Annotated in this window: 12 protein-coding genes; 5 read left to right on the forward strand and 7 right to left on the reverse strand. The window is 52.3% G+C overall.

What is annotated here, in order from left to right:
* Positions 1-16: 16 nt before the first annotated feature.
* The 5 genes from AC3Y2E_RS02245 to pdxR all read right to left on the reverse strand — a co-directional run bounded on the left by AC3Y2E_RS02245 (position 17) and on the right by pdxR (position 6,773).
* Entirely contained in the window at positions 17-1,099 is a 1,083-nt protein-coding gene (locus AC3Y2E_RS02245; protein ID WP_379206686.1) for a Gfo/Idh/MocA family protein, read from the reverse strand.
* 18 nt (positions 1,100-1,117) lie between these two features.
* Positions 1,118-2,434, reverse strand: a complete 1,317-nt coding sequence (locus tag AC3Y2E_RS02250; RefSeq protein ID WP_379206688.1) for an ABC transporter substrate-binding protein — start codon at positions 2,432-2,434, stop codon at positions 1,118-1,120.
* A 14-nt stretch (positions 2,435-2,448) separates the two neighbouring features.
* On the reverse strand, positions 2,449-3,255 hold the full coding sequence (locus AC3Y2E_RS02255) for a helix-turn-helix transcriptional regulator (RefSeq protein WP_379206690.1): 807 nt from the start codon (positions 3,253-3,255) through the stop codon (positions 2,449-2,451).
* A gap of 71 nt (positions 3,256-3,326) precedes the next feature.
* The gene (locus AC3Y2E_RS02260; RefSeq protein ID WP_379206692.1) at positions 3,327-5,177 is read right to left on the reverse strand and encodes a pectate lyase family protein; all 1,851 of its coding nucleotides are present in this window, start codon (positions 5,175-5,177) and stop codon (positions 3,327-3,329) included.
* Positions 5,178-5,324: 147 nt separating this feature from the next.
* The gene (pdxR, locus tag AC3Y2E_RS02265; RefSeq protein ID WP_379206695.1) at positions 5,325-6,773 is read right to left on the reverse strand and encodes a MocR-like pyridoxine biosynthesis transcription factor PdxR; all 1,449 of its coding nucleotides are present in this window, start codon (positions 6,771-6,773) and stop codon (positions 5,325-5,327) included.
* 64 nt (positions 6,774-6,837) lie between these two features.
* Here pdxR and AC3Y2E_RS02270 point away from each other — a divergent pair, with 64 nt between their 5' ends.
* From AC3Y2E_RS02270 to AC3Y2E_RS02285, 4 genes are all read left to right on the forward strand, one after another.
* The gene (locus AC3Y2E_RS02270) at positions 6,838-8,121 is read left to right on the forward strand and encodes a M20 family metallopeptidase (protein ID WP_379206698.1); all 1,284 of its coding nucleotides are present in this window, start codon (positions 6,838-6,840) and stop codon (positions 8,119-8,121) included.
* Positions 8,118-9,404 (forward strand): neutral/alkaline non-lysosomal ceramidase N-terminal domain-containing protein, encoded by a 1,287-nt coding sequence (locus AC3Y2E_RS02275; RefSeq protein ID WP_379206700.1) that lies wholly within the window; start codon positions 8,118-8,120, stop codon positions 9,402-9,404. The genes AC3Y2E_RS02270 and AC3Y2E_RS02275 overlap by 4 nt, the downstream gene beginning before the upstream one ends.
* Before the next feature lie 194 nt (positions 9,405-9,598).
* Positions 9,599-9,940 carry a DNA-directed RNA polymerase subunit alpha C-terminal domain-containing protein gene (locus AC3Y2E_RS02280; RefSeq protein WP_379206703.1) on the forward strand — a complete coding sequence of 114 codons (342 nt, stop codon included), beginning with the start codon at positions 9,599-9,601 and terminating at the stop codon, positions 9,938-9,940.
* Between the two features lie 218 nt (positions 9,941-10,158).
* A complete protein-coding gene (locus AC3Y2E_RS02285) occupies positions 10,159-10,551 on the forward strand; it encodes a YhfM domain-containing protein (protein WP_379206705.1) in 393 nt (130 codons plus the stop codon).
* 312 nt (positions 10,552-10,863) lie between these two features.
* On the opposite strand, the gene AC3Y2E_RS02290 is transcribed toward AC3Y2E_RS02285, so the two are convergent.
* Positions 10,864-12,828 (reverse strand): TOMM precursor leader peptide-binding protein, encoded by a 1,965-nt coding sequence (locus AC3Y2E_RS02290; protein ID WP_379206707.1) that lies wholly within the window; start codon positions 12,826-12,828, stop codon positions 10,864-10,866.
* A gap of 180 nt (positions 12,829-13,008) precedes the next feature.
* On the opposite strand from AC3Y2E_RS02290, the gene AC3Y2E_RS02295 reads away from it, so the two are divergent.
* Entirely contained in the window at positions 13,009-13,113 is a 105-nt protein-coding gene (locus AC3Y2E_RS02295) for a sporulation protein YjcZ (RefSeq protein WP_190932408.1), read from the forward strand.
* 107 nt (positions 13,114-13,220) lie between these two features.
* Here the strand turns inward: AC3Y2E_RS02295 and AC3Y2E_RS02300 are convergent, their stop codons facing one another.
* The gene (locus tag AC3Y2E_RS02300) at positions 13,221-14,795 is read right to left on the reverse strand and encodes a SagB family peptide dehydrogenase (protein WP_379206711.1); all 1,575 of its coding nucleotides are present in this window, start codon (positions 14,793-14,795) and stop codon (positions 13,221-13,223) included.
* Between the last annotated feature and the right edge of the window lie 2 nt (positions 14,796-14,797).

Below are 14,797 nucleotides of genomic sequence, written 5' to 3' on the forward strand. Positions count from 1 at the left end.
CTTATGTTCAAACGGCTTAGCCGTTCGGGTAAATATGTGGATTTTGGCGGCGGCATTCCGCCATGACTGCCATTTGTTGGCGTACTTGTTCCGGTGTGATTTCAAGCGGCGCGCCGGTGGTAATGGTGCGATACAGCATTTCATAAACGGATTTCGTGTTGCTCCCGGACATGGCGAACCCGCCTGTTTGCTCATATTCCCAGCTTTCCTCATACCAATTCAACTTCTCGCTGCAGTAAGCCGGTTCGCCGTTCTCATTAAACAGAGGCGTACGGACCAGCTCCTGATGCGGCGCTTCCTCGGGCTTGAAATGTTTCCATTGCAAACTCTTGATATTGCCGGTCAGTCCGCCATTCGTACCTTGTACTGTGAATTGCGGTCTCGCATAGACGGAGCAGGACGATATCTCCAGATCAATCGTGGGCCTGCCTGGACCACGCATTATGATTTTGACATAGTCCTCCGCGTCTCCGAATGTATTTGCCCTGTCCATTACACATGTAATGTCGGGCATTACGTCCGTTCCAAAAAGCTGCAGCGCCTGATCAACCGGATGCGGGCCTGTATTGAGCAGGTTCCCGCCGTTGTTCGCTTGCAGCGTTTGCCAATCCCAACGGCGTGCAAATCCGTTGCTCGTAAAATCGACCTGCACGATTCGGCCTAACACCCCGGACTCGATCACCTCGCGAATTTTCACAAACGCCGGCATATAACGGGATTGCTGAAAGACAGCCAATACCTTCCCCGACTTCCTGGACGCTTCAATCAGCCGGTCAACTTCCTCCGGTGATTTTGCCAGCGGCTTTTCGCACAAAACGTTGAACCCTTTGTTGAGCAAATCGAGTGATATCGGGAAATGCAGATCGCTAGGCGACGCATTAACGACCAGATCGAGCTCTTCGTTTGTAATCATTTCCTCATATGTGGCATACGCCCTGCAGCCGTATTCCTGCTCTGCGCGGGTGCGACGCTCTTCGATGCCGTCGGCGATGGCTGCGATTTTGTACCTTTCAGCTAATCTGAGCAGCAATTTGCCGTGAATGCCTCGTCCGCTCCGTCCTTGCCCGATAATGCCTATTTTCAGTATTTTACTCCACATGAACGACTTCTTCCTTTCTTATTTCGCCTTGTCTGTCTCAATGGCTTTTGTTACGTCTTCCTGAGCCTCGCGCAAGGCAGTATTCAAATCTTTCTTGTCGAGCAGCAGCTTCTCCATCATGCTCACACCCAGACTTCCGGCAGCCGTTGAATAATACTGGCTCATGGGAGCTGGCGCCGCCAGTTTGTCCGGCAGCATCGCCTTTACATTTTTACCGTTGTACATCGGAGCGTCCTTGCCGAAAGACTGACGAATATCCGGATTGGTTAGCGGCGACATAAATAAAGCTTTTCGAGATTTTTCCATCTGAAATTCGTCTGACAGCAAGTACTGCAGAACATCAAAGGCCGCATCCTTATTTTTGGCGGTCTGCGATATATACATATAGTAAGGGTACGTCTGCGGTCCGATACCGGGCGAACCGCCCCATTCCGGATACGCTGCCAAGTCCCAATTAATGCCCTGTAATTCCTGTTCCGTATGCATCGTACTGACCGGAAGCCACATCGCGGCCGTTTTATCCTTGGTGAACAACGCCCGTTGACCGGAGACGGATAGCTTCGATTTGGTGGGATTGTACCCCGGTAGCTGATAAAACCGGGCTAGATTCTCTACCAATTGTTTCGATTGCTCCGAGTGAACTGTAACCTGAAGGTTTTCCGGGTCAATCAGTTTGAGCGACAGCTGATTGCGCAGCATATAATGATTTGGCGAAACGGTCAAACCATAATATTGCACGCCGCCCTCTTCGCGTGTCAGTCGTTTGGCAATGTCGTACAAATCGTCCCAAGTTCCTTTATCTTTCGGATACGCTACGCCAAATCTATTGAATATATCCTTGTTATAATAGATGGGTGCGACAGCGGTGTATAAAGGCAAGCCGTATAAGGATCCGCCTCCCATTTGCTTCGCCATCGTAATGCTCCCGGGCTCAAACCGGTTCAAATCAAATTTCGCTTTGGCGATAAATGGGCCCAGGTCGGTATGAAGACCGTTCGCGAACACGCTCGTGAAGGAGCTGCCGATTGAACTAACGATAATATCGAGCGGCTGTTTGCCTGCTACCAACTGATCCAGCTTACCGCTGGTTGTGGGCAGAAACTTCGGCGTAACGTGGGGAAATTTGCTCCGGATTATGTCGCCGTAGTGCTTCATAAAATAGCCTTCCTCGTTCCAATCGCCGCCCGTATGATAAAATACGAGTTCAATCGGAGACGGTGCATCGTTCCCCGCTTTGTCTGCGCCTCCGGCGTTTTCGGAGGAACTGCCGCAAGCGGCAGCAAGCAACATCGCCCCCGCGCCTACAGCTGCCTTCCATTTGCTTACTCTAGTCATTCGCTTGCATCTCCCTATACCATTTTACGGAACTGTTCCGGTGTCAAACCTACAATCTTTTTAAATGTGCGTGAGAAATGAGTCAAATGCTTGTACCCCACGTGAAAGCACACATCGGTTACCGCACGGGTCCGGTCGATATGAAACAATAGCTTGGCTTCTTGAATACGGCGTCGGTTTATATAATCGAATACGGTCATTCCCGTTTGTTCCTTAAACAACCGGCTCATGTAGTACTTGCTGAAGTTGACATTCGCCGCAAGTTCGTCAAGGCTGAAATCGCGCATATAGTGCTTTTCGATGTAGGCCAACACGTCATGGATTCCGTTTGGCTGATCCTGATCAAGCGCCAATGGCTTCTCGCTGTTTTCGCAGACAAACAAAAGAAGATCGAGAAACACCGCCCTCAGCCGGTTAAAGGAAATCGCTCCCGGAGAACTGCAATATTGGTTCATCCTCGCAAGAATATGCTCGATTTCGGCCTTTTGATCGCCTTCGAGCCGCCAGTGATAGTGCCTCAGTTGGCCAAAGGGCCGGAGCAGATCAACGGAATCGGGCATTTGCAGAAGCGGCAACACAGCCATTCTGTTAAAGCGTAAAATGGTGCGCATGCAAGGGGTCGGCATAATCGGACCGTGGCGGCTCATTCCGTTCATCATCACCAAACTTCCGGAAGCGATTGCATAACATTCGTCACCAACCAAATACTTGCATTCTCCTTCATGAAAGTAGAGCATTTCATGCTCCGGGTGCGAATGAAAGGTCGGTTTTTGCGAACGTTTCGACTTGTAATAAAACATATCTAGCAGGTTTTGGTTCATAGTGCCGCCTCCTGGTTTCAATCATCATGATTTGAAACCAGTATATGAAATCGCTCTCATAGTGGCAACAATTATACCCACCTTAGAAATGCAACCGCCCTATTCGCCGACGCCCCCTCTGGCAGTGGGACAGTCAAGCCGATCGTTGTTCCGGTTACCGAATCAACCTTCGTCCAATGCGTTGTTCGATCGTCTAACAAAACGGCCGCAACGTCTCCCGGCAATACTTCGTCAGCCTCCGTCACCTGCACGCTGCCGCTGTTGTTTGCAGCCGGCGAGGCAATCCTTGTGTCTTTTCGCCATACACACATCCATAACCCGCTTCCGTCAGCCTTGGCGATCGTTTTTCCGGGCTGGGCAAACCCTCGTGCCGGAACTGAAGATTGAATAAGCGGCCGTTCGCGGGAACGGATGATGGAGGCAGGCAACCAGTCGCTTACACTTGGTTTTAAATACGCAACAAGTCTCAACATCTGAAAGCTTCCCGGCCCAACATGATAAACCGCAATGTTAGCATATTTGACCGCAGAATCCGTGAAAGCAATCCAAGCCTCCGAAATATTCGTTTGAAACCCGGCGTAATCGCCCAACTGCTTCCAACCGCCAATCCCGCTAATATACAAGCGGTCGTTCAGAATTTGCTTATTTTCATCGTAGCTGTATACCCGGATGCGAAATAGTTTCGTGTCAGACAACATTCTAAACCTTCGGATGTCCTCAACCGAGACCATACCCGTTTCAAAAAGCAGCGAATTGTTTTTTGCTACCATTTTATCGAAGCCGGGTCGCTCAATTGCGGTCCACCCGGCCTGCTCGGCGCATCCGTCAAAAACAACGCTATTCGGGTCAAGCGTCAAAACATCCGCCGTGCGATAGTGCTCTTCGATGCTATTCAAATGCATGTTTTCGAACCCTTGGTCGACAACATTGGCTCCGCCCCGCAAATTGCCGGAATTCGAAATGAAATTATCGATAAGCACGTTATAATATGTTTTCGGCCCGAGGGTTACGGTGGTGCCTCCTTCGGTGCGAAGATCGTAAAATTTGTTGCGCACGCCATTGTTGATTGCAAGAGTCGACGCGGCGCCTTCTACAGACGGCTTAATAAAGATGTTATTGTTATGACTGTAGGAGGCGCCGATAATGAGCTTTGTGATGCTCCCTCCATAAAACGTATTTTCGTTGATCCAGCTCATCCCGTACTCGCCGTATAGTTCCAGCGTCCGGATAAATCGTCCCAGGTAAAACTCGCTGTAAGCGATGCTGCTCATCGAAGGGTCGCGTGCATCGGCGAATAGCTGCAGGGAGTAACAATTGGTTACCGTGATCTTGCCGTTTTTAATCCCGACCAGCCGAAGACCGATATCATCTTCATGCCGCGCAGTTCCTTTCACAATCGAGGCGAAATGCAGGTATAACGGACGGGCATGGCGAGAATCGTCTCCGGCAACTACCGCCGGTTCATGGTCAACATACGAAACAATCGTACCCAAACTTACGATATGCCTGATATAACGAAGATTAACCGGCATCGTAATTTTGAATGATCCCTTTGCAGCCAGATACAAGATGCCTTCTCTAGCCCTAGCTTCGTCAGCCGCTAACTGAATGGCCGCTGTGTCGTCTGCTACTCCATCTCCGACCGCTCCGAATTGAAACGGATCGACGTACTCCGGACAATTACACCCCAGCGCGGGGTTCACGCCTCCATACACTGCCCCTAACACGGTGTCCCGGACATTACGCGGCTCGCCTGATCCTGTTACTCCGCCCGCCGCCAAAGCGACGCCTGCCGATCCCATTGCCATCAGCAATTTTCTACGCGACAACGCAGATTCAATCATTCCCCTACCCCCTGCAACAGTTTTCGGTACCCGGCTACACCAATATTTATAACATAGTCGTTTTTTCGTCTGCTCCATTCTGCATGCCGCCTTTTCCGAAACTATGAACTGTAATTGCTTCCTTCGGCCCATATATTTCCATAGCAATAAAAAAACAGCCCTTCCCGGTATCCTCGCGGTTCGGTGAGCTGCTTGCTGCCAATCGTATGGGGGGTTCTCGTAAAACTATTCCTCCAACCTCCGTTCGGTCACTTCGGAAGAAGGAATCGTTGACCACGCTCTCTCTAAACAAAGCACTCCTTCTTGAATTTCATCTTCGGTAAGATTCGCGAATCCCAGCAGAACCTTGTTACATGATACCGGTTGAGTATTGGGCGCATAATGCATAGATACAGAGTGGACAAGAACCTTTTCATTTTTGGCTCTTCGAATAAGTTCCTGTTCTGTAAATTTCCGTTCAAATCCCACCAGTATGTGCAATCCTCCATCTTGCCCAAAAATTTGCAAATCACTTCCGAAGGATTTGCGCAGCGAGGACACCAATACTTCTTTTTTTCGGCCATATATATTTCGCATTTTTTGTATGTGACTGCTCCAAAAACCTTCACATATAAACCGCTCCATGACTTTCTGGTCAATCCTGGACACCGTTTGGGAATAAAATGAAAAACGATCCCGGTATACATCCAGCAGCTCGGTCGGTAATACCATATAACCGAGTCGCAGAGATGGCATAAGCGCTTTTGAGAATGTACCCAAATAGATCACTTTTCCATTAGCGTCTAAGCCCTGCAGTGAGGGAATCGGTCTACTCGAATATCTAAACTCGCTATCGTAGTCATCTTCAATAATATACCTCGCCTTTTTTTCCGCAGCCCACTGAAGCAATTCGTATCTTCTCGAGATAGGCATGACGATTCCTGTCGGAAATTGATGGGATGGGGTTACATAAACAATCTCAGTTTCTTGATCCCGTAGTGCCAGAATATCTAACCCGTCTTTATCTAACGGCACCGGTTTCACTTCGACTCCATTATGTTCCAAAACCTTTCTTACTTTGGAGTATCCCGGATTTTCCATTGCATATTTACGATTCCATCCGATTACTTGGACGAGCAGCAGGAGCAGCGCTTGAGTTCCGGATCCGATAACGATTTGACCTGGCGAACATTGAACTCCTCGCGAGCCATACAAGTATTCTGCAATTTCATGCCTCAACTTGTAGTCACCTTGAGGATCGCCAAGCGGCAGAAGATTTTCTGTTTCAGAAATAACGTCTTTATATAACCTTTTCCATGTATCAAATGGGAAAGCACCTGGATCTACGTTCGCGTGATCAAAGACGTAGTCGTACTCTTCGCGTTCATCAGTCCATTCCTTAATAGTCTGTTTCGGCCTGGATATACCCGCGTAAGAACAGTCCTCCAGTACTTTTCCCACATAATGACCGCTCCTTGTCCTGGCTTCCAGGTAACCCTCTGCCACCAATTGCTGATACGCGGCATTCACTGTATTTTGACTGATTTGAAACGAGGCCGCCAATTTTCTTTTAGAGGGGAGCTTGGTATATGGCGGAATACCCCCGGACTCAATTTCCTTTCTAATGAATTTATACAGTTGGAGGTATAACGGTTCGTGGCTGCTAGCTGATAAAATTGGCAGTAGTTCAATCAAATGAATTCCTCCAATCTGATACCATTCACTATGTATTATGTGGGACTAAACAGAGTATCAATACTTGACTATAATATCACTTGAATATCCAAGTGAAAACGGGAAAATGACGGCTGGTGGCTTAAAAATAAGGTTGCGGATTCAGACCGGAATAAACAATGGGGAGTGCATACGAGTGAACGATTCCCGGTTCAAAGCGATTGAGAGTTTTTTAGATACTAGACATAAAGAAATGATCCATCTGTTGGAACATATAGTTAATATCGATAGTTTTACTCATGACAGGGAGGGAGTGAACCGAGTCGGAAAGGCGCTCACCGACTGTCTGAGCAGGTTCGACATTGCCTGCCATTCAAAGAAAAATGAGAAGTATGGCGATCATATTGTGGCCTACAGGAAAGGATCGAAGCCCGGAAAGATATTGCTAATGGGTCACATGGATACTCCGCATCCTCCGGGAACGGTACAAAAACGGCCTTTTACGGAAGATGGAATCTATGCCTACGGCCCCGGAGTAGCCGATATGAAATCCGGTCTCGTCAGTATGATCTATGCTGTCGCCGCGTTGCAGCAATCCGGAGTCGAGACCAGCGATATAGAAATTCTACTAACTCCCGATGAAGAAATAGGGTCTCCGGTTTCCCGGGCTATAATTGAGGAAAAAGCAAAGGATGCTTCTGCGGTCTTTAACTTGGAGGCCGGCAGACCGAACGGCGCCGTCGTTACAGGCAGGAATGGGTCTGCTCATTTCGCCTTCGAGATTGCGGGAAAAGCAGCCCATTCGGGCTTATGCATCGAAGAAGGTGTCAGTGCAATCGAAGAACTTGGATACAAAATTATAGAGCTTAAAAAACTATCGGCTCCGGAAAAGGATATATCCGTAAATGTAGGCGTCGTAAAAGGCGGTATACATACGAATGTTGTGGCGCCTCAAGCGTCAGGCACTATCCATGTCGGATTCGGTTCATTAGAAGCCTACAATACCACGTTGAGTCAAATTACTACGATCATCAACAACAGCTATGTACCAGGTACGGTCAGCAAATTGACGGGAAATATCGGAATGCTTCCAATGGAGAAAACCGGAGGAGTATCGAAAATGTATGAAATCGTGAAACAGGCCGCGGAGCTGCTGGATATTCCGTTATCCGAAATGAGGACAAGAGGCGCTGCCGATGCCGGCTTTCCAGCCTCGTTAGGGATACCTACGATTTGCGGTATGGGACCTGTCGGGGGAAAGTATCACAGTGTCGATGAATATATGGTATTGGAATCTTTCCTGCCTCGAATAAAAATGTTAGCGCTTAGCATAGCGATCTCTTCTGGAAGGATTGGTGAAAAGTTATGATCAAATGCGGTATGAGCGAGGTTATTATTACGCCTCCGTTAGGAAATTCGATGCCAGGTTACTTCGAAGACAGAAGATCTACTGGGGTCAAAGATGATTTGTATGCAAAAGCCCTTCTCATTGAAAGTAACGAGTTTGTCGTATTTATTGTAATTGACTGCCTGGCCCTCGCTTATCCTGAAGTGCGCAAAATACGCGATAGGGTATACGAACTCACCGGTATTGCACAAAGCCAAGTTATGATCTCGACCACTCATACGCATACCGGACCTCCGGTCAGACCGGGATTCAATAGCAGCGTCAACCCAGACTATCTGTCGGATCTCGTTGATAAGGCAGCGGATGCAGCCAAACTAGCTTACAACAACCGTAAACACGCTAGAATCGGGTTCGGAACGGGGATCGTTGACCATATCTCGTTTAATCGAAGATTTTTCATGAAGGATGGAAGCGTAAAAACGAATCCGGGAAAACGAAACCCTTTGATCGAGAAGCCCGCGGGTCCAATCGATCCTGAGGTTTCCGTCATGAGAATCGATGCGTTGGACGGCGAACCGATCGGGATGGTTTCGAACTTCGCCTGCCATACCGATTGTGTGTCGGGCACGGAGTACAGCGCCGATTATCCGGGCGAGCTCAGCAAAACGATTAAGAAAATGCTCGGAGAACACGCGGTTAGTCTTTTTATGCTTGGTGCATGCGGTAATATTAATCACACCGATGTCAGCGGTCAAACCCACTATGAGCCATTTTACTATAAGAAAATGGGGAGGATTTTGGCTTATGAAGCTTTAAAGGTCAGGGAAAAATCGGAAACCACCGATCAGTTGACCGTCCGTGTAAAATCAGAGCTGCTGCGCTTGGAAAACCGAAAACCCACGAATCAGCAATGCAAGCTCGCGCAGGAGGCTTTGCTGAACGAATCATCCGGCATTGTCGAAAAAGCCTTTGCCAGGCAGCTAATGAAGGTAGAAGAGAGCAAAGAAACTCATTCCGAGCTAGAAATTCAGGCAGTGAGACTGGGCGACAGAGCGGTGGTTGGTCTTCCTGCCGAAATCTTTGTAGAATTCGGCTTGGAAATCAAGGCAATCGCCCCTTTCAGAGCCGTTTTTATAAATGAATTATGCAATGGCGCGAACGGGTACGTTTGCACCCGAGAAGCTTATACTCAGGGCGGATATGAGCCTCGTCTTACAAACGGCAGCAAGCTGCCCGAGAACGCAGGGGAAATTATGACCGGAAAATTGCTGCAGCTGTTGAATTCATTTTGGGCCGGAAACTGAAAAAAGGTTTAAGTCCAGGACCCGTCATCGCCGGATGGCGGGTCTGATTTCAGCCTTTTATTCTGGAAAACTTTTAAAAACCCCGTAGTGACAAATATCACATTAACACCCTGGTATCGGCGGTACAATGAGTTACACAAGCATTGTCGGTTGTCCCGGGGCATACCTAAAATCTTACTACGGAGTGAACGGATATGAACACGATCGCCACCAGACGTGTGCCACTGAAGCAATTTATCCCTGTTGTAGCGGAAGAATGCCGGAAGCTCGACTTGTACTGCCTCTTATCGCTGGCCCGCGAAGACGATTACCGGCCTTTGCTTCTGAAAATTGTCCATACGCTTCATTCCAGCGGTTACCAATCGCTCGGCGACGTTCTCGACATGAACGAAATCCAACTGAACAAAATAAAAGGCATGGGCGACAAATCAAGGCAATCACTGCTGGACTTATTGGAGCGCGCCTCCAGACGGACCGATATTCTTCTCCGAAGCCCCTACGGTATCTCGGAGAAACATAAGGCGCAATCGAACTAACCGGATACGGTAGACGGAGGCGGGCGGAGCTTGAACCTGCTTCCGTGTCCGTTTTCCGTGTTTTCCATGTTTCCCGTGCGCGCGTCCCCCCTGTCCCCCTGTTTCCTCCAACACCTCTCCTTCGGCAGCACGACACCATCCACAAAACTCCAATTCTGCAACTTCCGGAAGTTTACCTGCGTCTAAGAGTAAGCGATCTCAATAACAGGAGGGGTGCCATGAGCCGGAAGGCCAGAATCATCACTGGGTGTGCCGCTGTCGTTGTTCTCATCGGCGCTTTGCTGTATATGTTTCGGGTAACGGGCAGCGAAGTTGTCGTCTACTCTCTGGAGCAAATGAACCCGGAACAGTTGAACAACGAAATCATTTTCAAAGATAAACAAACGATACGCGCCTTCACCTACGCCGTCCGATTCGCCAACAAACAGCCGGGCGTAGCCAAGATGGCGCCTCCTGCGTACAAATTCGTTCTCGATCACGAGGAGTACTATTTATGGCTGCTCCCGAAGCAATCGTTCGGCGAAATTGCCAAGGTGAGAGAATCCGGAACCATCTACAAATTAAGAAAAACATCGGCTGCCAGCCTGCAAAGGATTTTGCGGCCGGAGTGAATACGTCTGCCGCCCGCAGCTGCGCGTGCTGCCAAGAACATGCTTCCCCCTTCAGCGGGTTGGTATCGTCTGCGAGACAAGCTTGTCCATACGGCTTCCGCAGCTGCCGCTCTCCACTCCTATTGCCGAAGTAGGGGGGAGGGCGGAGCTCCTTTTGCTTATCCCCGGCGTTCCTTCTACTATTTACCGGACGCCTGCTGGGTTCCTGCCTCGCGATTCATAAAATTGGCTTATGACCAGCCTCGCTGCTGACGAACCCAAAAGGAAAGAAACCGTCGCCGGAAACGGCTCCCTCCCTGCTTCCCTTTGCACTCATATAAACGGGTGCGGATGCGGGTTCAGCTGTTCTTTCGTAAGCGGCCGCTCCGCGTACCCCAGCCGGACCGGCACCTGATAGACCCGCTCCAGCCCGGCTACCCGGCTCTGCTGATAGCCGAACGTCATCGGCAGCATCCCGGGGATGAGCACCTTGACGCAAAACAATCCGCTGCGCTCCGTTTCCGGCGAAGTCTGGTCGATCACGATGACATCGAGCCCCAAGCGGCGAAACCGCCGGACCAGATCCAGCAGATCGCCGGTCAAATCGGCGCGGGAGGCTGTCGCACCATCGCCGAACTGTTCCCGAAACGTCTGCAGGGGACGATCCGGGGCGAGCAGAAAATGCAGACGCTCCTCCGCTTGGGGCAATCCGTACAGCAGGACATGGTGCATCATATGCGTGACTAGCGACGGGTCCCCCACCATCCGCTCCGCTTCCTCGCGAGCCTCTGTCAAAACGTCCTGCAGTTGAAACAGCATGCCCGCCAGCTCGTGTACGGCGCTTTTCGCAGCCCGCAACGGGTCCGGGTGCGCTCCGGCCGCGCACAGAAGGTTCAGCTTCGCGTCCCCCGAAGTGATGGTTCTCGCCACCGCCCAAATCGAAGGAATGCCGTTCTCCATCGTCATGTTGTAGAGCGATACTTCGTAACCGGCCACCGCACGCAGCCGGGCTACCATCAGTTGCAGCTCCGCATCGCCGGAGCCGGGGTCCAGCCGGGGAAGCGGCAGCCTGGCATACCAGGCCAGCAGAAACGAGTCGCGCTCCACGACCTCCAATACACCATGCAGGATCGCTTCCTCCAGACTCCCCCCGATCGCGCAGCCGTTGGACCCTTCGTAGACGAACCCGCCCCCGTAGTTCAAGCTGTAGTAGGCGAGTGATTCCGGGACAAGAATCGGACGTTCCAGCAGAAAGGAATACCCCCATACCCAGTCCATCGGGGCATCCGCTTCATACGGCTCGAACGGAAAATCGGGCAGTGCGTACTGCTCCGCCGAAAACAAGCCGACCCGGACCGGGTTCAGCGCCTGACCGGCCAGATGGTTGTAGCTGTCGCGCACGACCGTCCGTTTGCCGCGCGGTCCTTGGCCGCAGTTCCGCTCCAAACCTTCCAGCACGGCGGTTAATTCGCTGGAAGCGAAGGAATGGCTTCGCCCGGCGGATATCTCGCTCCCGAGCGCAAACGACGGAAGGCTCATTCGTACCGAGGCAAACACCGAGTCGGTGTCATACACTTTCTCGTTAATCAGTCCGAGCCGCGAATCCACATAGGAAAGGAGCAGATCCCGCATATCCTCCAGCCTGCGGCTTCGATAGCTGTCCGCATGAGCTTTCGGTCTGGGCTGCAGTACAAGAGCGGCAGCCTCCTTCGAATCGGCGGGCAGTTGACCGCAGGCCGGACATAGCGGGTCCGGCAGGAAGCGGTGAAGCGAGCCCTCGAGCGTATTCAGGTTAACGATCGCCATATGCTCCTGCAAGCGGGAGCGCTGGCCCAGCAGCACGTTCCGGATCTCCCCGGCAAGGATATGGGCGGTCTGCCATAACCCGGCCAGCGGCGGCGGTCCCGCAGCCAGCATGCCGCCTCCGGAAGCAGCGTCTTCGATCAACGCTGCATAGTCCCGCCGTTCAGGCCCGCGTCCGATCAAGAGCCGCCGCTGATCGGCGCACCTGGAGCAGCCCGCCGTTCCAGGGCGCACCAGCGGTCCTGCGAATCCTTCGTCATCCGCCGTAAATCCGCGCAGCCAAGGAACGCCGGTCCGCCCCAGCACTTCCTCCGCATCCACATAATCGGCGGCGTATTCGCCGTCGTACACCACTACTGCGAGCTTCGCCGCACCCGGGATGTCCGCGGATAAACCGGTCCGCCGGATCACCTCGAATGGGCCGGAGCCCGATAATTCTCTGCCTACCAAATCCGCTAATGTCCCTTTGCCGACAACCGGCACGGTATGTTTCAAGCGAAATCCTCCTGTTGCAGCGGCCTGCGCCGAAGATGAAGAGCGATCCGAATCCGGAAGAAAAACGGGACGGATGCAATGGGCTGCACCGATCGTATAGGGCATACGTCCAAACCATATGGATTTGCACACATACTATGTCGTTGTAGTAATCAAAAAGAGAAAGGCGGTGAAACTAATATGTCCGGTATCGGAGGCTTTAGCTGTGGAGGCGGCTTTACCAGCACGGGTGTGATCCTCGTCCTGTTCATCCTGCTCGTTATCGTATCGAGAGCGTTCATCTAGTCTCGATCGGCACCCGAGGGTGCCCAAAGCGGCAAGCTGGCGCTCGTGCGGCGTCAGCTTGCTTTGCTTTTCGGCGACGGAAGACAGGGGTACGGGCGCCCGCCCGCTCAAGCGCGCAGCCCTCCCTCCAGACGGGCGCTGGGGCGATAGGATCCGACAGGGAGCTGAATGAGACACGTCTTGCCTTGCGGATCGAACCGGTAGAGGGCATCGCAGGTAGCGCTGTCGAATCCGAGCAGCGGGCGCCCGCCCATGCCGAGCGAAGACGCCGCCAGCAGCAGCCGCTGTATGAGCAAGCCCGCCTCCATCTGCTGAATCCGGTAGCCGCGGTAGCCTAACTCAGCCTTGTAGAAATGTTGCGGACCCGCCACGTGCAGACAGATCGGTACTTGAAATAAATTGACGTTATCCAGATACATACCCCGCTGCAGATCAGCCCGGTGATCTCCGGGATTGAGCCGCTGCAGCGCGTGTACGGCCGGATCGTAACGGTAAGCTCCGTCCGGCACGCCCTCGACATGGGTGAAACAGCCGTACAGTTGAACGCGCGAAGCGGGAACGCCGGGAGCTGCATCCAGATCGCTGCGGAACCGGCGGGCGGCGGCTTCCTGCAGCATCCCTCCAATCCTCGCCATCGGCTGGCGGCTCATCACGAAGCCGGCTTCCGGCGACTGCCGGCGGCGGCACTTGTCGGCCAGATCGCCTTCCGGAACGCCGGTACGGGGCAAATAAACCGCCCGCAATGCGCTGTCCGCCTGCGGCTCCGGCGCAACCTGCCGGAAAACGCCCGAATGATCCAGCATGGACGCTTCGTTCATGCGGACCAGCATCGGGTAAGGCTTTTTATTACGCGATCGCTCCAAAACAACCGGGCGGATGGGGTCCAGCTCCCGGCCTAGTTCCGCCGCCCGGACATTGCTTTCGTCCCGCCCTCCGTCCAGAAACCAGTCATCCGCCGGCTCCGCGGAGAGCGGAATGATCGCATACACACTCTCTTCCTCGCCGGCTAACCCGAGCAGACGATGAACCGCCCGGTCCAGAAACTGATAATACAGCCCGCATGTGTAGCCGAACCGGTCCGCCACCTCGAGCGTTTGCCCGATCAGCGCGCCGGTGTCCAGTCCTTGCAGCCGGTAGGCCAATTGATTGTACTTGTAATAATTTTTCCAAAACACGGTCGATATGAAAATTGCGGCAAAGCAGGAGCGCATCCTGCAGCGGTTGCCCAAAGCACGCTCCATATACGGATCAAAGTTGCCCTGGCGAAGCAGGAGCAGCCGATGATGAGCGGCGTCGTAATGATAGATCCCCTCCGGAGCGCCGTCGATTTTCAAATACACATAAAGCTCGTTCGGATACAACCCGCCGCCCGAAGGAACGAACCGGCGGTGCAGGTGCATGGAATTCAAGCCCGGATTCATCGATCCGGGAACGCACACCTGACTGAGCTGCGTCAATCCGTACATGTACCACAGCATATGCCCGACGCTCGTCAGATCGGGAGAGGCGGGCGCGCTCCGTCCGGCGAGAGCAAGAGGCGCTTCCGCACATAACGGCACGGCCGGCAAGCCCCGGTACAGCTTATATTTGAGCGGGGCATCCTCCCAGTCCACTTGCCAGCCGGACGGTCCGGACTCGCGAGGACTCGCATGGAGATTGCGCAGATAAGCTTCCAGACTCATCC

It is taken from the genome of Paenibacillus sp. MAH-35 (assembly GCF_058135425.1).

Bases quoted from the DNA above. Each gene is read 5' to 3' on its own strand.
- AC3Y2E_RS02245 (WP_379206686.1), bottom strand. From the start codon at position 1,099: ATGTGGAGTAAAATACTGAAAATAGGCATTATCGGGCAAGGACGGAGC.
- AC3Y2E_RS02250 (WP_379206688.1), bottom strand. From the start codon at position 2,434: ATGACTAGAGTAAGCAAATGGAAGGCAGCTGTAGGCGCGGGGGCGATG.
- AC3Y2E_RS02255 (WP_379206690.1), bottom strand. From the start codon at position 3,255: ATGAACCAAAACCTGCTAGATATGTTTTATTACAAGTCGAAACGTTCG.
- AC3Y2E_RS02260 (WP_379206692.1), bottom strand. From the start codon at position 5,177: ATGGAGCAGACGAAAAAACGACTATGTTATAAATATTGGTGTAGCCGG.
- AC3Y2E_RS02275 (WP_379206700.1), top strand. From the start codon at position 8,118: ATGATCAAATGCGGTATGAGCGAGGTTATTATTACGCCTCCGTTAGGA.
- AC3Y2E_RS02280 (WP_379206703.1), top strand. From the start codon at position 9,599: ATGAACACGATCGCCACCAGACGTGTGCCACTGAAGCAATTTATCCCT.
- AC3Y2E_RS02285 (WP_379206705.1), top strand. From the start codon at position 10,159: ATGAGCCGGAAGGCCAGAATCATCACTGGGTGTGCCGCTGTCGTTGTT.
- AC3Y2E_RS02295 (WP_190932408.1), top strand. From the start codon at position 13,009: ATGTCCGGTATCGGAGGCTTTAGCTGTGGAGGCGGCTTTACCAGCACG.
- AC3Y2E_RS02300 (WP_379206711.1), bottom strand. From the start codon at position 14,795: ATGAGTCTGGAAGCTTATCTGCGCAATCTCCATGCGAGTCCTCGCGAG.